The organism is Bradyrhizobium sp. JR4.1, from assembly GCF_040548605.1.
GTDB classification, from domain to species: Bacteria; Pseudomonadota; Alphaproteobacteria; order Rhizobiales; family Xanthobacteraceae; genus Bradyrhizobium; species Bradyrhizobium canariense.
Genome location: NZ_JBEPRY010000020.1, coordinates 134,150 through 151,132 on the forward strand (window position 1 = coordinate 134,150; position 16,983 = coordinate 151,132).

The window sequence follows — 16,983 nt, forward strand, 5'->3', positions numbered from 1 at the left end:
GAACGAGTCTCTGAGCGCGTTGGTCGCGGGTGCCATGCAAACTATCACGTGTCTGCTACAAGATCCGGTAGATGCCAACGCCAGCTTGAGGCCCTAGCGTCCGGCAGTGTTCCCCCTGCCGATCATCGAGGAAATCGAAGTGAACGCAAAGGACGAGAAGCTAAGAACGGGCAAAACGGCGCAATATGACTGGCAGAACCAGGGCGGCTACGGAATGCACACCTCAATCAGCATCCTCGGTGTTCTGATTTGAGGGCCGCAGAAGGCGATAAATGGCGAGACGCGTATGCCTACGGAAAATCGATCAGGTAAAAATCAGCTTGTGGAACGTCAGCCGGTCGACGCGATCACGGCGATCGATCGCCTTGCAAGATCGGATCCGGAGAGGGTTGCGCTGAGGTACGGCGCAGACGAACTTACGTACAAGGCGCTGCGCGTAAGATCGGAATGCCTCGCGAGGACGTTACGAGAGCGGTGCGCTCGCGGCACAGTGATTGGCTATTGGGGTGAGCGGGACCTCGACTGGGCGACGGCAGTAGTCGCAATTTTGAAGGCTGGATCAACGTACCTGCCGCTCGATCCATCCTTACCGGCTCCGCGTACATCATTCATGATCGAGCAGAGTCGCTGTGCTCTGATTATGGGATCAGGCCAGCTGGATTCGGTCAACCCAATCCGGGCTAGCAGCAAAGGCGCCACGGAATTCATGACGATAGAGGCGGCGCTGTGCAAGGGCCAGACTTCGTCTGTTGTGCCATCATGGAGCGAGGATGGACTTGCTTACATTCTGTTTACCTCTGGTTCAACGGGCCGTCCTAAGGGGGCAATGATCGAGCGTGCAGCCCTAAACAATCATCTGGCGGCAAAGATTGATGCCCTAACCCTCACTCGGACGGATTGCATTGCGCAGACGGCATCGCACTGTTTTGACATCTCGTTGTGGCAGCTTTTGGCGGGGCTTTGCGTCGGAGGCTGTACCGCGCTCATTGATGATGCGACAGTGAAATCGCCAATATCGCTTCTCAAAGCGATTCAGGGACACGGCGTGACGGTAGTTCAACTCGTCCCCTCGATGCTTGCAGTATTTGTTGAATATTTGAAGCCGCTTGCGGCGGCTGATCGAGCGCTGGACGGTTTGCGGATTATTTCGACGGTCGGAGAACCTTTGACACCCGCACTGGCGCGCGCGTGGCTTGACTTATATCCGCGCGTCCCCATTCTCAACCACTACGGGCCGACCGAGTGCGCGGACGGCGTCACGCATCATCTGGTTTCCGCGCCGCCTGCGCTGGCTGATGCTTATGTGCCGATCGGCAAGCCGATTACTAATGTTGAGGTTTATATCGCCGACGGGCCGCGGCTGTGCAAGGCGGGAGAGGTCGGTGAAATCTGCGTTAGCGGTGTTGGCGTCGCTGCTGGTTACGTCAATGACGACGTCCGCACCAAGGATGCCTTTGGGCCAAACTCGTTCTCAAACGTCCCGTCCTTGCAGCGCCTATACAGGACAGGCGATCTCGGGCGCTTTCGTTCCGATGGTCTTTTGGAATGTCTCGGTCGACGCGACCGTCAGGTCAAAATCCGCGGGCACAGAATTGAGCTAGGAGAAATCGAGGCTCGCCTCTCCGCTCATCATTCGGTGCGTGGCGCCGTCGCGGTCGCCTCCGTCTGCGCAGGCGTAAAGCTTACGGCGAGAGACATAACCAGGGCTGAGGAGGAAAGCGGGACGAGACGACTCATCTCGTATGTGTCCGCTCCAGCTGAGGTAACGGAAGGCGAGCTTCAGAACTTCCTTGCTGAAGCGCTGCCCATCTACATGCTCCCAGAAAGAATCATCCACGTCGACGGTATTCCACTGACCAGTAATGGAAAGGTCGATATTGGAGCATTGCCCGACCCGACCAGCCTTCGCCCTCCATTGCCGACGCGATTCGAGGAACCGCAAACCGACCTCGAAGCGCAGCTGTGCCAGATTTGGTCCGGTGTTCTGCGCATTGAGAACATTGGTGTGAATGACCAGTTCATAAGCCTCGGTGGAGACTCGCTCCGGGCAATGCTCATATTGGGCCGTTTGCAGACCGAGCTCGGAGTGAGAACGGATTTCAGGCTGGTCCTGAATGGAACGATCCGATCTCTTGCGGCTTCGATCTCGGCGCGAGCCGAATCTAGGCCGTGCACAGCGCCCGCTTGCGGAAAGCTGCTTACACGATCGCCTCTGACGCGAGTTCAAGAGCACCTGTGGTTTCTTTCGCAGCTCGATCCGTCTGCCAGGAACTACATCATTCAGGGCGGCCTGCGAATGCGGGGCAGCATCAATCTGGTCGCGTTCAATCGCGCCTGGACCGATGTCGTTCATTCTCATCAGGCACTTTCGGCACGCTTTATCGACGAGGACGGTCCGGTTCAGCTTTTTGATGCTCCGCACTGCGCAAATCTCGAATTGACTGATGCATCGCAACTCACGTCGCAGGAGGCTGAGAAGCTGATCGCAGAGCTAAGGCGAACAGAACTGAACGGCAGCTTTGATCTCAGCCAAGGCCATCTGTTTCGCGCGCGCATGATCATTTTTGGTCCTGAGAACCATCTCATACTGATCACCGCTCACGAAATCATCATCGATGCCTGGTCGATCTCTGTTCTGCTCAGGGATCTTCGACAAAGGTACGTGGACGCCGCGGCGTTTCTGCCAGACAACCGAGTGTCACTCTCGACCTACGCGGTCTGGGAAACACAACACGCTACTCCGGAGGCGCTTGCCAACCAATGTAGCTATTGGCGTCGTCAGATTGGTGATGATCCGCCGGTGCTTTCGCTTGGAACGGGACGAGCGCGGCCGCAGACAAATTCGTATCGCGGCGCATCGCATGCGGTGCTACTTGGCAGGGAGCTATCCCATCAGATAAGGGAGTTTTCGCGCCGACATAGGTGCACCACGTCGACAGCACTCCTCGCATGTTTCAAGCTTCTGCTGCGGATGTACAGCGGTCAGGATGATATCATCGTTGGCATACCGCACGTCGTACGGGATCAACCTGGCAGTGCCGAAATTGTTGGTTTCTTCCTGAACATGCTGCCAATCCGCTACGCGATCGATGTGGGCCAGTCCTTTGCGGTTCATGCCTTGCGCATCCAAGCACTGGTCAGCGATGCCATCGCAAATTCGGCATATCCGTTCGGCTGGATGGTAAGGGATACCAAGCTATATCGCGAAGCGGGACGATCACCGATCTTCCAAGTTATGTTCAACATGTACTCCGAGGCCGCGGAGCCACTTGGCGAACATGAGTTGGATCTGACATTCCGCGAATACGAGACCGGCTACGCAAAATTCGATCTGACATTGTACGCACAAGATCAGGGCGAGGAAATTGCCCTCCAGCTAGCGTACGCGGAAGACCTATTTTCCAGCGATCTGATTATCCGCATGGCCGACAATCTGCGCCGCCTGATTGCAGCCTGCATTGAGAAGCCGCTTACGCCCATTCAAGATCTGAGCTGCCTCAGCGAGTCAGACGTCGCTATGCTGGACGCGCTAGAGGGCTCGGCGCAGTCGTATGAGACCGAATGTCCGCTTGTCCAAGCGTTCGAGCAAATCAGCGTCTCTAATCGCAACCAGGTGGCATATTATGGCGATTTCGGTGAGATCACATTCGGCCAGTTGCGTGAGCGCGTAACAGCTATCAGGTCGTTGCTACGGACTTCTGACGTGGGCGCTGGCGACATGGTCGCCATGCTGATCGACCGGTCGGCTGACGTTGCCGCTGTTATTCTAGCCGCACGAGCTTTGCAGTCCATTGTTGTCCCTATATCGCCGGATTATCCGCGTGATCGGATCGAACATATCCTGCGAGATAGTCAAGCAAAGCTTTTGGTTCACGCAAATAGCCCTGAGCCTGCTTTTGAAGTGCCGTCGAAATGTTTATTGACGCTAGAAGCGTGCGGCGCGCCCGCGCGCGGTTTTGAGTGCAGCGACAAACCACCAGATCAGGGAATTGCGAACCTTATATACACGTCGTCCTCAACCGGGAAGGCGAAGGGAGTTCTTATACCGGAATCGGCAATCCTCAATCGACTGAACTGGATGTGGCGACGCTTTCCCTTCGATAGTACCGACGTGATGGTTGTCCAGAAGTCCGCATCAATTGTTGCGTCCGCTTGGGAGTATTTTGGAGGCCTTCTGAGAGGCGTGCCCGCGCTGATCCTGACCCAAGAGCAGTTGCTGGATCCAGATCTGTTGTTGTGCACGCTGGCCAGACATCGCGTGACACACTTGTTTGCCTCGCCGCCACTGCTGTCCGGCCTCATTGCTTCCCAAGAACGGCACTCGCGACCGACCTCCTTGCGCTTGGTCACGAGCAGCGCCGAACCGATGCCTTCCTCGCTCCCTGTTCGCTGGCGTGAGTATTTCCCGGACGTGCCGTTGTGGAACTTCTATGGTGCTACGGAATGTGCATCCAATGCGGCAGTTTACGAAACATCGGATGCCTGCGACGGCTCGTCGCACGTCCCCGTTGGACGCCCAATCGATAACGTCAAACTCTACGTGCTCGATGCCCGGTTGAAGAGAGTCCCCGTCGGAGCCGCCGGCGAACTCTGCATCGCGGGACGCTGCGTGAGCGCTGGGTACTGGCGGGATCAAGATCTGACCAACCGCTGTTTCGTGCCGAATCCGTATGACGGCGGGCAATACCGCGTTCTTTATCGAAGTGGCGATATCGCGCGCATCTCAACAAGCGGCCTTCTTGAGATTTGCGGCCGATCGGACAATCAGATCAACGTGCGGGGCTTTCGCATCGAGCTGGAGGAGGTCGAATCGGCCCTTGAGTCTCATGCGGCAATCGCAAAGGCCGTGGTCGTCGCAGAAGACATCGATGACCAGCGTCGCTTGACGGCAAGCTTGGTGCCGGCTTGCGACGGTCTAAGCTCTGCAGATATTGTCACCCACTTGCGCCACACATTGCCGTCCTACATGATTCCCGCCTCCTTCCGTTTGGTTGACAGTATTCCCCTTACGGCGAGCGGAAAGATAGATCGTGCTCGCCTGTCGTCCGTTCCTTACCGCGAGGTCGGGCCTGTGCCATCTGCTGAGCTCTGCACGAGGAAGGAGCGTATTCTTGCTGCGATCTGGCAGGATCTATTAGGCGCCAAGTGGGTCGGACTCGATCAAAGCTTCTTTGATATCGGCGGCGACTCTCTTCTGAGCGTGCGCTGCGTCACGCTGGCGCGCAAAGCCGGGCTGAATCTCACTGTCGACCAACTCTATCGAACACCGACCATCAGGGAATTGGCGGCAGACGAAGCGGCAGTTGCACTCGATACCTTCCTTTCTGGGGATGGCTCGTTGCCAGTTACCCCCGCGATCTCATCTTGGAGCCGTCTCGTCGGCTTCGATGAGCATTTCAACATCGGCGATCTGTTCTTCTTGCCCGGCGCCATCCTGAATATTCGAAGTCTGGAGCGCTCCCTTGCGCATGTCATGGATAGGCACGAAGGCCTCAGACTCCGTATTGCGCGAACCGACGATGGTCTACGTCTGACAATCGGGCCTTCCGTGACCGAACGCCTGGTGGAGGAGATCGATCTTGTCGGAATGGCCGACCCACAGCAACGTAAGGCAGTCGAGAGCATCTCAGCAAGACGTCAACACATGTTTCGGTTTGACGGCCAGACGCCTCTTGTTAACGTCACGGTGTTCCGCACATCGGAAAGCGGCGACTACTATCTGCTGGTCCTGATGCACCATTTTGTAGCGGACGGGATAGGCTATCGACTGTTCCTGGAAGCATTGGATGCGGCGTACGCCCCGGCCTCAGGCCACGCCGTGAGTGATCCCGAGAACATACAAATGCTCTCTGCATGGTTGAAGCGCCTTGAGCACTACGCGAACAGCGAAGCGCCAGCCGAACTCAGCTACTGGGAGAGGATTGACTACCATCAGTTCAATTTGCACGCCGGCGCCACCCTATTGGGCGGCGCGAGCTTTTCGAAAGTGACCGCGAGAGAGCTTCATTATGCACGCCTTGAAGGTCGCATGGATGAAGCGAATTGCCGCTCCCTTTGGGAAGATCAGGGCAAGTACCATCTTGAGATTGACGAAGAAGCGACAGCTGATCTCCTCAACATTTCAGCCAGATTGGCGCACTGTCAGGACTTTGATGTGTTTCTTGCCGCCATTTCTGGCGCCTTTGGGCGCGTTTTCGGCAATTATTCGCTCTGGATCGATAGTCTTACCTCAACCCGAGGTCGGCTGTTCGACGATCTCGATCCATCTCAGATCATCGGTCATATCAGCGAGCTCGTTCCGCTTCCCTTGAGTCTCACCGGAACGGAGCCCCGTCACGATCGTGCTCGTTCAATATACCGCCAGCGCAATGCCCTGCCGCGCAGCGGAATAGGCTTTCGTGCCATGAAATTCCTAAACCGAGATCCAGCCGTGCGGAGCCGGATCGATCGCCTGCCTTTGCCCAGAATTGGAGTGAATTATCGAGCGGGTTTGCAGCGCCATTTTCCACGCCGTTTCCTAGGCAAGGAACCTTCTCCACTTTGGATCGGCGAAGACATGGATGAAGGGGCCGTGATTCACCTCTTCTGGTTCGATGTCGGATATCAAGCCGGCCATCTACAGATCGAAACGAGGTATGATCCAACCCAAGTCAGCTATGAGGTGACCCGTAATCTTTGCATGGTGTTGCAACAGGAGCTGTTGCAAACGATCAGCGAATTCCGAAGAGCTGGGGGCACCTTCATCCATGAATGAGCCGGATGCAATTTCGCCAATCGAGAGCGATCGCAATGTGATGCCAAAGAAAAAGCAGCACATCGATCTATCGGATCCCAATCTCTCGAGCCTTATCCTGCGGCTCGCCATTCCGTCTGTTGTTGGCTTATCGATCCACGCGTTACAGCAGGTCGTCAACGCGATCTTTGTTGGCGCACTTGGCGCGCAGGCGCTCGCAGCTGTCAGCATGACCTTGCCGATCGTGGTTCTGCTCGCGGCCGTCGGGCAGGGGATCGGTGTTGGAGCAGCGTCGTTCATATCTCGTCATCTTGGCGCCGGTGAATACCTGGAGGCGAGTCGAGGCGCAAGTACTGCACTCGCGCTCGCCGCCCCGATCGGTATCATAGTTACCGTCGCTGTGCTTCTGAACCTGCGAGGGATCTTCGTAACGCTCGGAGCAAGTCCAACCATCATGCCCGTGGCGCTCGACTACGCCGGGACGCTTTTGTTCGGGTACACCCTGATGCTTCTAAACATTGTCAACGGCTTCATCGTCAGAGCCGAGGGCAACACACGATTCAGCATGTGGACGATGATGACCGCCTTCATACTGAACGCGGTGCTTGATCCCGTCTTCATATTCTTGCTGGACTTGGGTGTGCGAGGCGCAGCCCTCGCAACGCTGGTATCTCAGATCGCTGCTATTAGCCTCTATATCGCGTATTTTACGAAGCTTGGCGGAACAGTTGTCGTCAGGATATCTCACATATCATTGCGAGCAGATCGCATCAGACAGCTCGCGTTCATAGGGGCGCCGTCGACGATCACCAGTATCTTATCTGCTATTGCCGTTATGCTCTTGTACGGAGCTGCTGCGCCGTTCGGCGACGATTCGATCGCGGCCGTGGGAATAGCTGTGCGAATCTTGACGATGGGCGCACTACCTATCACCGGCTTCTGCATAGGCTCTCAAGCTGTCCTGGGTTTCGGTTGGGGCGCACGCGACTTTGCTCGTGTATTGAAGGCTGCGAAGTTCATGCTCGCCATGACCGTCGCTCTTGCCGTCGCGTATTCTGTGGCCGTTGTTAGTTTTGCGCGACCTTTGGTCAGGCTGTTCAGCGATAGCGATAAAGTCACGGAAATTGCCGTCTCGACCTGCATCGTCTTCCATCTGTTTTTTGGGCTGTTTGGTGTTGAGAAGTTTGTGGCGACGATGCTTCAGTCGTTCGGGAGAGCACGCCTCAGTGCGGTTGTGTCCTTGGCAAGGCAGGGCTATCTCTTCATACCGGCCGTACTGTTATTCCCGGTCATATCGGGTTTCAACGGACTGTTGGCCAGCCAAGCAATCGCTGAGCTGGGCGCCGGAATGATCGCGCTGTTTGTCTTGTTCCACCAATTCGCTGAGCTCAGACGAGCGCTCCGGCATCCTATTTCAAGAGCGATCGAGATCGCGGGGTGACCTGACAAGAGACGTCATCGGAGCTCAGAGCAAAAGGGCCTACATAGCCGGAGAGGTGTTGCGCTCCAAATAAAGTGTTATTCGGCTTGCAATATGGGCTCTGTGTCATATGTGGAACGGCCGGGATCGCTTCCTCACCGGTCAGATGCCTAATTAGCGCTGAGAACCGGATTCGCAGCAATGTCGAGGCTCTCCCGCATTGCCCACTTGAGCATTGAGGATAGGGCTGTACGGATAGCGGGTTGCTGAGATCGCTCCATGAGCTGATGCGAGGTCAGCGATGTGAGCCGAGAGATGGCGGCGAGTGATCTGAAAACTGACACGGATGCAGGGGTCGCCAACTGGCCAACAAGTAGCGTTCTATTTCCGAATTGGTCGGGGCTTCAGCCTTTGTTTGGGGCTCCTGAGATATTGATCCGCGATTGCCGGAGTGGGTCGGCCGCCTGCAGGCGCGCCTTGGCTTTCTCGTCGACCGGGTCGTTGCCATTGGCAACCAGGCCCAAAAGCCGCTTGGCCTCCTTGCGTGCACGCTCTGGTGTCCAAGGGGCGCGTGAGGACCGACGGTGACGAAGCGCTGCCGACCGAACACTCGGTACTTTGAGAACGTATGTCGCTTTTGTCGTGTTGACGTTTACGGCGGGAAACGGCACGCCTTGATCATCCGCATGGGGCAATACCGGATACGGTTGATGACGAAGACCAAAGGCATGTCTAAAGTCTGGATGTATACGCGTCGTACGATGCTGTTGGGCAGTAGCTTCTTGGGTAGCGCGTTGTTCGGGGGCGTTACACTGCCTACACCCAATCGGCCGCAGCGCAAGGTTGCCATGATGTTGAAGGCGGCCGACTCTTCCTTCGTCGTTGGGTGCACGCAAGACGGCATTACCTCGTTGCGTTACCGTAACGACACGTATGACACGGATTATGTCCTGCCTGGAGCCGTGCTGGGGACGGCTCACGCTAGAGTTCGGCGTGCCGGATCCGAGTGGCATACGCTTCGAACCGGCGTTGATGCAACAAAGCCGATGCATAGCGCGGCACTTGAACTAGCGGCCCGCGATGCCGGCGTCCTTCTCACGACCCGGCTCGCAGTCGACGAGGCTGGATTGACGTGGGAGATCATGCTGCGGAACGACGGCATGGCGAGCGTGGAGGTCGGCGACCTCTATTTGCCCATGCCGATGAACACCGAATTTCCGGCAGGGCAACCGGTGTCGGGGGCTGTTTTGAAGCACAGCTTCGTCTCAGGGCATGGATCGCACATCTTCTGGATTCGCGGCAACAGCACCGGTCCCTTCCTCATGCTCTTACCGGAAGCGGACACGTCACTGGAATATTGGAATGTCCACAAGGATTCGGCCGAAGCCAGTGGGACGTGGTGCGCCTACATCTTGGGCGGGGCGGCCGCCGGCGAGGCAGTGGCGGGCGGGACTCGCTGGCGACAGCCGACCCATTCCCTGTCCCTGTCGCCGGCAGAGCAACGGCATTACCGTCTCCGCTTCCAATGGGTTGCTGATTATGAGGCGGCGCGCAGGGCTATCGCGGACGCCGGTCTGGTGGACGTGGAGGTAATGCCGGGCATGACGGTTCCCAACGACCTGCATGTCGACATCGCGCTCGCGTCCTCCATTCCGGTGGAGCGAATCGAAGCGGAATTTACCGGCGACACGGTGGCGCAACGATTGCCGGATCGGGCCGGCAGGCGACTATGGCGGGTCCGGTTTTCGCGATTGGGCGAGAACCGACTGACCCTGCACCAGCCGGGTGCGCGCCACACCTTTCTTGAATTCTTCGCTACCGAACCCGTCGAGACGATGATGAAGAAGCGCGCAGCCTTCATCGTGAAGCGGCAGCATCGTGACTCGTCCAAATGGTACGACGGTTTGTTCGGCGAGTGGAACATGGAGACGCAGGTCCTGCTTGGCCCGGACAATTACGACCGGATCAAGAGCGGGCGCATCTACGAGGTGACGTGCGACGATCCAGGGCTGAGCAAGCCCGCTTACCTCGCGACCAAGAATGCCGAGCATCCGGATGCGGCGGAAGTGGCGGCGCTGGACCGGTATATCGATGCGTTCGTCTGGGGCGGGCTGCAACGTACCACACAGGAGGCATACGCCTACGGCCTCTACGGGATACCCGATTGGAAGCAGAACCGGGAAAGCAGCGATCCCGGCCCAAAGGGCCGCCTGCACATCTGGCGGCCTTATGACTATCCGCACATCTTCGCGATGTATTTGGCCATGCACCGCATCGCGCGTGACCATCCCGCGATCCCCACCCGCCAGAGCGCACGAGATTATTTGGTGCGCGCCTACGGTACCGCGCTGGCCATGTTCACGGTGCCGATGCGCGTGGTCATGTGGTCTGCCTACCGCACCGGCTTCTACAACGAATGTGTGATCCCCGAACTTCTTTCGGCGCTCACGACGGCGGGCTTGATGCGCGAGGCGGCGACGCTGGAGGCGCACTGGGCGCGTAAGGTGCGAGCCTTCGTCGATCCGAAGGCGGACCTGTTCGGGTCGGAATATCCGTTCGATTCCACAGGCTTCGAATCAACGCAGGCACTGGCGCGCTCGGCCCTTGACGACCCTGTCGCCATGGGGGTTTCGAAGGCGGCAGCCCTTGCCTTCGCGGAACGTCAGATCGCTGCAAACCTGTTCTGCCGTGGCTGGCTGGAACCTGCCTATTACTACCTGGGCAGCGATTATCGCGGGACTGCGGGCGACGCCTATACGCTGACCTACATGGCGCAGATGGGCGGCTGGGCGCTGCTTGATTATGCGCTGAACGATACAGACGACCCGCATCCGCTCCTTCGTCTGGGCTATGCGTCACAACTCAGCGCGTGGGCCTTGCTTAACAGCGGCCCTGCGTCGGCCGGTCATGGCTATTGGTATCCGGGCGAGGAGAATGACGGCGCCGCCGGTGGTGGCTTCGAGCCGGCGCCGAGCGGGACCACGTGGCTCGGTCAGCCGCATCGCCGTGGAACTTGGTATTACTCGTGCGAGAGCGACCTGGGATTTTGTGGGGCCGTCCGCGCTGCTGCGACGATCGTTGCCGACGATCCCATCTTTGGGCAGGTTTGTCACGGTGGCATCGTGGAGACGTTCGCTCACACCCTGCGTATCTGGCCGCGTGATGGCGTGCGGCGACGGCTCAACGTGCGGCTCCAGTCTCTCCGACTGGACCTGGTGCTGCTTGACGCGCGATTCCGGGCGGATGGACCGATCATTCTGAATTTGGGGGAGGGGTGGATCAGCCTTACGCCTGAGCCCTTTGCCCCGTCTGCATCGGGAGTGACGTTCGAATTGCGGTACGATGACGGGAGGAAGCGCAAGGAAGTCGTCGACATCAGGGACAGCCAGATCGTCGTCCGCTTGCCTGCGGCGCGCTTACCGCGGGTTCAGGTTCGCTAGTGTTGCCGATTATCGGGTACGATCGGCACTTATGGCCTGCTGTTCCACGCGGCTTCCGAGGGCGATGACGATCATCGCCGCAAATCCCGGGCATCTCGGCGCACGTATCCGCGTCACTGCGGTGCAGCATACCTCGGGTTCGGCGATGACCCACCATCCGCACATCCACATGATCGTGCCGGGTGGGCATCGGCGGCAAATTCAATAATCATCGAAATATGGAAAAAGTGAATGCCGTGGCCGCGCTGGCCGCGCTCTTGTGTCTTCCTATGATGCCTTCAACCGGGTATTCCACGAATGCATCTACAGCGCGACGCACAATTCGTTCATGGCCGAGCAGGCTCAGGATGTCCGCTCGCGGCTCAGCGCCTTCCGCCGCACGCAATTGCGGCAGGGCGATCGCATCCGCAAGTCCCGCGTCGAGCATGACGCCATCATGCAGGCGATCGGGGAAGGCGACGGCGATACCGCAGCGCGCAGAATGCGCGCCCACATGTTGAATGCGGCGGCTGCGCTTCGGCGCTATATCGATGATCGTCTCGGCGGACAGGCCGACGGGGTCGCGTCCGACAGCGAGTGACGATCTCCCGAGCGCACCCCTTGCGCTGCGGATCGTATGCGAGCGCTAGGTTGAACGATCGAACTGCGGCTGCCAGCGCAACAGATGCGACTGGAGCGAACGCACGGCAACCGCGAGCAGGATTCCGACGAACATCATGATGAAGATGGCGACCATCATCTCGCTAGCGTTGGCGCGCGCCTCTGCTTCGATGATGAGCTTGCCGAGCCCGCCTTCGGCGCCGATGAACTCGCCGACGATGACGCCAATCAGTGCGAAGGAGACCGCCGGCAGAAGGGAGGCGAACACCCAGGCGAGCGCGGAAGGAATCACCACAGTCCGCAACACGGTGAATTCGCTGGCACCTATCAAGCGGGCCGCTGCAATCTGGTCGCGGTCGACGGCGCGGGCGCCTTCGAAGGTATTGAAGAACACCACGAAGAAGACGACCAGCCAGGGGTGGCGATCTTGGAGCGCGCATCTGGCGCGCTGCAAATGGCGGGCCGCCAGGGGATCCCCTACGCGCGCTTCCGCGGCTGCGCCGTCGCCGCGTGGTCCTCGCTCTGCGCGCGCATGATGGGTGGATCAAGGGAGCTACCTATCGAGAAATCGCCGAAGTCCTGTTTGGCCTGAATCGTATCTCCGAACGCGACTGGGAGACCCACGAGTTGCGCGGCCAAACACGTCGCCTGGTCGAGTACGGCCTTAGTTTAATTCGCGGCGGCTACGCGCGATGGTCCAGCCGGCGTAGCGCCGATGGCTGGAGGCCATGTGCTCCGGCACGGTGGTGTGTTTGTGATTGCCGCTCATGCGCTGATGCGCGGCGATCCGCTCGCCCTTGTGGAAGATCTCGACGGTACGGGCCGTGAACCGCACCTCGACCTCGGCGCGGGCGAAGCGATGCGGAACGCTGTAGTAATGCTTCTCCACCTCGACGTGGTAATCGAGACTGACGCGGCGGACCCGCCACTCGGCGAGGACATAGGGGGACGCCGGCAATGGCTTGAGCGCCGGCCGGTCGACCTCCTCGAGCAATCGGCGGCGTGTCACGCCGAGCCGCCGGATGGGCCGTTCCTCGTTCAGCCTCGTGAGCAGTTCGCCGATCGCCGCATTGACCTCGGCCAGGCTGTAGAAAGTGCGATGACGCAGGCGGCCGAGCAGCCAGCGCTCGACGATGAGGACGGCCTGCTCGACCTTGGCCTTGTCGAAAGTCGTCAAATGCAGGGCGTGTCGGCACGACTCGCCTCAAGGTGCGGATCACGCACCCGTTTCATCCGCTGGAACGGCCGCGCCTTTGAGCTGATCTGCCGGCGCCGTCATTGGGGCGAAGACCGGGTAGTCTACGCGGCTGACGACGGGCGGCTTTGTACGATCGCAAGCGCGTTCACCGATATCGACGGCGCGGATGAGTTCCGAATGTTGGCGGCGGGTAGAGCGGCCTTCCGCACCGCCGATTTGCTGGCGCTCTGCGAGGCGTTGGAGCGGCTTGCGCAGCGGTTGGGGGCCGGCAATGCGTAAAGTCAACTACGCCTCATATGTAAAACGAACAATGCCGCTACGCGATCAAAGCGCAGAACGATATACCGCATTTATTGGCCTAATAACTGCATTTAGTGTCGACGTCGCAATTGACATCCAACATATGGAGGCGTATTTATATTTACAAAGCATCGAGGCCGTCCATGGCGAAACCAAAACGACGGGACCCGAAGAGCGAGGCGCTGGCGCAGGACGGTGTCCTCAATCGCAACCCCGAAGCCGTTCGCGACGTTCTGTTCACCAGCAATCCATTCTTCGATGCCAAGGACCTGGTCCAGGTGCGCTACGAGATGGTGCGGCGCCATCAGGTCGATGGCATTGCCATCAGCGAAGCTGCCGCGGCGTTCGGCGTTACCCGGCCGACATTCTACAAAGCTCAGAGCGCACTGAAGACAGTTGGGCTCGCCGGTCTGCTGCCAGGCCGGCGCGGCCCCAAAGCCGGCCACAAGGTCTCCTCCGAGGTCATTGCCCTCGTGACCGATCTCAGAGCGGCAAAGCCAGAGATAACGACCTCGCAGTGTCTCGATGCAATCGAGTCACGCTTCGGCGTCAAGGTGCACAGGCGCAGCCTGGAGCGCGCGCTGGCGCGCAAAAAAAAACGAATCCATCGAGCCTGATTGTCGCGCCAGCCGATCGCGCCGCGACTTACGAGAAGGTGCGCGCCGCAGTCCTATCAGCCGAAGCCACCACGAGTCCCGGCCTCGGCATTCTTCGCCGCCAAGGTTTGGCGGCTTGGATGCGGGCATTGGGGCAGGACCTTCATGCCGAGGCGGCTTGTCGCGCTCCCCAGCCTCCGCCCTTCGCCAAATCCGATCTGTCGCCACCGGCGAGCGACGTCACCCGCCTAATCGCCGGAATCATCGTCTCCCTCGCTATGGAGCCCATCCATGCCTGAGCTCAAGGTCACGGCCGACCATCTCAAGCGCGATGCGTACCTGTATGTCCGCCAATCCACATTGCGGCAAGTCGCCGAACACGGCGAGAGCACGCAGCGCCAATATGCGTTGCGTGCTCGCGCGATTGCGGCAGGCTGGCCGATCGAGCGCATTCGCGTGATCGATCGCGATCTCGGCAAGTCCGGTTCCAGCAGCGCCGCACGCGACGGCTTCCAGCAGCTCGTGAGCGAGGTGGCGCTCGGCAAGGCCGGTATCGTCATGGGCCTGGAGGTCTCGCGGCTGGCGCGCAACTCTGCGGATTGGCATCGCCTCATCGAACTGTGCGCGTTGACCGCGACGCTCATTCTCGATGAAGACGGCATCTATGATCCGGCCGGCTTCAACGATCGCCTCCTGCTCGGTCTCAAAGGCACGATGAGCGAGGCAGAGCTGCACATCCTCAAAGCGCGCATGCGTGGCGGCCAGCTCAATAAGGCCCGGCGCGGCGAGCTGGAGATGGGCCCGCCGGTCGGGTTGGTCTACCGGACTGACGGCACCATCGGTCTCGATCCCGACGCCGAGGTTCAGAGCGCCCTTCGCATGGTCTTTGAGACGTTCGAGCGGACGGGGAGCGCCGTCCAAACCGTCCGCTTCTTCCGGGAGCAAGGCTTGCAGTTCCCACGCCGGCTGCGGACGGGTGCCAACAAAGGCGACCTCCTGTGGGCGATGCCGCAGCACTCCCGCATCCTGCAGGTGCTACACAATCCGCGCTACGCCGGTGCCTTCGCCTACGGCCGCACGCGCACCCGCCACCGGCCCGATGGGGGCGTCAGCGTCGTCAAGGTCGCCAGGGCGGACTGGCAGTTCGTGATGCCGGGCATGCACCAGGGCTACATCGACTGGGAACGGTTCGAAGCCAACCAGCGGCGCCTTACCGACAATGCCGGCGCCTTCGGTGGCGAACGGCTGTCGGGGCCACGCGCGAGGGACCGGCACTGCTTCAGGGGCGCGTGCTATGTGGCTTGTGCGGCGAACGCATGGGTGTGCGTTACAGCCGCGAGCATGGCAGTACGGTCCCGACTTATATCTGTCGGGAGAGCGCGGTGCGCCGTGCCGGAAAAACGTGTCAAACGGTGCCCGGCAAGATCCTCGATGCGGCAGTTGTTGCGCTCCTGATCGAGATGATGACGCCGATGACGCTGGCTGTCACGCTGGAAGTCCAGCGCGAACTTGAGACGCGCGCTCACGAGACAAATACCGCGCGTCGCCAGCATGTGGAGCGGTTGCGCTATGACGCCGAGCTTGCCCGCCGACGCTACATGAAAGTAGACCCCGACAATCGACTCGTCGCCGATACGCTTGAGGCGGAATGGAACGACAAGCTGCGCCGTCATGCCGAAGCTGCCGAGGAATACGAACGCCGCAACAAGCAGCAGGCTGCGACACTCAGCGCCGAGGCCCGCCAACGCATTCTCGGTCTTGCCGAGCAGCTGCCACGAATCTGGAACGACTCGCGCGTCGACTTCCGTGAGCGCAAACGCATCGTGCGCCTGCTCATCGATGACGTGACGTTGATCAAAGCGCAGAGGATCACCGCCCATGTGCGTCTGTCCGGCGGGGCTACGCGCACATTGGAACTCGAACGGCCGCTGCCTATCGCCCAGCTGCGCAAGTTCAAGCCCGAGCTTGTCGCGACCGTCGACCGGTTGCTCGATCAGCATTGCGACCGCGAGATTGCCGACATTTTGAACCGCGACGGATGGCGCACTTGGGAAGGCAAGCCCTTCAACCTGAAGAAGATTGCGTTCGTTCGCGGCGCCTACAAACTGGCAAGCCGGTACGATCGGTTGCGCCGCCGCGGCATGCTCACGACGCGCGAGATCGCTGCGAAGTTCGGCATCTCGGAGACCGCCGTGCACGAGTGGGGTCGGCAGGGGCTGATTACGAAGTGCTTCAGTGATAATTTGAATCGTGGCCTGTGGGCATTACCAGTGCAGCAGACCATCCTCAAGGGGTGTGGCGGTCGAGGTGGGCGACCGGCGCGGCTCGCCCCCATCACCGCGCCATTACCTGAACAAGGTGCAGTATGAAGCGATCGTCTTGTCGCGCGGCTTGCGCGGCCGCGCCGGCAAGATGGCGGTGCCGTAATGCGCCGCCATCTCCGCGTAGGTACGATTGATCTGCGGGTCGTACAGGCTCGCCTTAATGACCGCGACCTTGGTGTTGTCGGGCACCAGCAGCGCCGGTATGCCGCCGATTGCCGCGAAGGCGCCAACATGGGCGCTGATCCAGTCGGCGAGCCCCTGCGTCCACGTCGCCTGCGCGTAGGTGAAGCTCGATGCGCCGAGCACGGCGACGAAGATCTGCGCCGTTCTGCGCTCACCGGTCAGGCGGTCGACCACCACCGGCACGCCATC

The 16,983-nt window shown here is 59.7% G+C and carries 8 protein-coding genes and 7 pseudogenes; 12 read left to right on the forward strand and 3 right to left on the reverse strand.

Translation table 11 applies throughout. The features are described 5' to 3' along the window. Positions 1-106 precede the first annotated feature (106 nt). The 6 genes and pseudogenes from ABIB90_RS30750 to ABIB90_RS30775 all read left to right on the forward strand — a co-directional run. On the forward strand, positions 107-253 hold the full coding sequence (locus tag ABIB90_RS30750; RefSeq protein ID WP_354201962.1) for a hypothetical protein: 147 nt from the start codon (positions 107-109) through the stop codon (positions 251-253). 33 nt (positions 254-286) lie between these two features. After that, positions 287-6,754 carry a non-ribosomal peptide synthetase gene (locus ABIB90_RS30755; protein ID WP_354201963.1) on the forward strand — a complete coding sequence of 2,156 codons (6,468 nt, stop codon included), beginning with the start codon at positions 287-289 and terminating at the stop codon, positions 6,752-6,754. Then, positions 6,747-8,174 carry an MATE family efflux transporter gene (locus ABIB90_RS30760; RefSeq protein ID WP_354101737.1) on the forward strand — a complete coding sequence of 476 codons (1,428 nt, stop codon included), beginning with the start codon at positions 6,747-6,749 and terminating at the stop codon, positions 8,172-8,174. Before ABIB90_RS30755 ends, ABIB90_RS30760 begins: the two co-directional genes overlap by 8 nt. Before the next feature lie 689 nt (positions 8,175-8,863). Beyond that, complete coding sequence (locus tag ABIB90_RS30765; protein ID WP_354201964.1) at positions 8,864-11,593, forward strand: DUF5695 domain-containing protein; 2,730 nt, start codon at positions 8,864-8,866, stop codon at positions 11,591-11,593. 30 nt (positions 11,594-11,623) lie between these two features. Then, a pseudogene (locus tag ABIB90_RS30770) lies at positions 11,624-11,780 on the forward strand (transposase); the annotation flags it as partial. Between the two features lie 78 nt (positions 11,781-11,858). After that, a pseudogene (locus tag ABIB90_RS30775) lies at positions 11,859-12,173 on the forward strand (FCD domain-containing protein); the annotation flags it as partial. Between the two features lie 45 nt (positions 12,174-12,218). Here the strand turns inward: ABIB90_RS30775 and ABIB90_RS30780 are convergent. Beyond that, complete coding sequence (locus ABIB90_RS30780) at positions 12,219-12,647, reverse strand: ABC transporter permease (protein WP_354201965.1); 429 nt, start codon at positions 12,645-12,647, stop codon at positions 12,219-12,221. On the opposite strand from ABIB90_RS30780, the pseudogene ABIB90_RS30785 reads away from it, so the two are divergent. Continuing rightward, a pseudogene (locus tag ABIB90_RS30785) lies at positions 12,632-12,823 on the forward strand (DNA -binding domain-containing protein); the annotation flags it as partial. The gene ABIB90_RS30780 and the pseudogene ABIB90_RS30785 sit on opposite strands and share 16 nt — an antisense overlap. Positions 12,824-12,866: 43 nt before the next feature. Here ABIB90_RS30785 and ABIB90_RS30790 read toward each other — a convergent pair. After that, positions 12,867-13,358 (reverse strand): annotated as a pseudogene (locus ABIB90_RS30790) (Mu transposase domain-containing protein); the annotation flags it as partial. 12 nt (positions 13,359-13,370) lie between these two features. Between ABIB90_RS30790 and ABIB90_RS30795 the strand changes: the two are divergent. The 5 genes and pseudogenes from ABIB90_RS30795 to ABIB90_RS30815 all read left to right on the forward strand — a co-directional run bounded on the left by ABIB90_RS30795 (position 13,371) and on the right by ABIB90_RS30815 (position 16,656). After that, entirely contained in the window at positions 13,371-13,670 is a 300-nt protein-coding gene (locus ABIB90_RS30795; protein WP_354201966.1) for a DUF5372 family protein, read from the forward strand. A 164-nt stretch (positions 13,671-13,834) separates the two neighbouring features. Then, positions 13,835-14,308, forward strand: a complete 474-nt coding sequence (locus ABIB90_RS30800; RefSeq protein WP_354201967.1) for a helix-turn-helix domain-containing protein — start codon at positions 13,835-13,837, stop codon at positions 14,306-14,308. 270 nt (positions 14,309-14,578) lie between these two features. Further along, a pseudogene (locus tag ABIB90_RS30805) lies at positions 14,579-15,448 on the forward strand (recombinase family protein); the annotation flags it as partial. A gap of 155 nt (positions 15,449-15,603) precedes the next feature. Then, a pseudogene (locus ABIB90_RS30810) lies at positions 15,604-15,681 on the forward strand (hypothetical protein); the annotation flags it as partial. Positions 15,682-15,699: 18 nt separating this feature from the next. Next, positions 15,700-16,656 carry a hypothetical protein gene (locus ABIB90_RS30815; RefSeq protein ID WP_354201978.1) on the forward strand — a complete coding sequence of 319 codons (957 nt, stop codon included), beginning with the start codon at positions 15,700-15,702 and terminating at the stop codon, positions 16,654-16,656. Positions 16,657-16,665: 9 nt separating this feature from the next. Here ABIB90_RS30815 and ABIB90_RS30820 read toward each other — a convergent pair. After that, positions 16,666-16,983 (reverse strand): annotated as a pseudogene (locus tag ABIB90_RS30820) (IS21 family transposase); the annotation flags it as partial.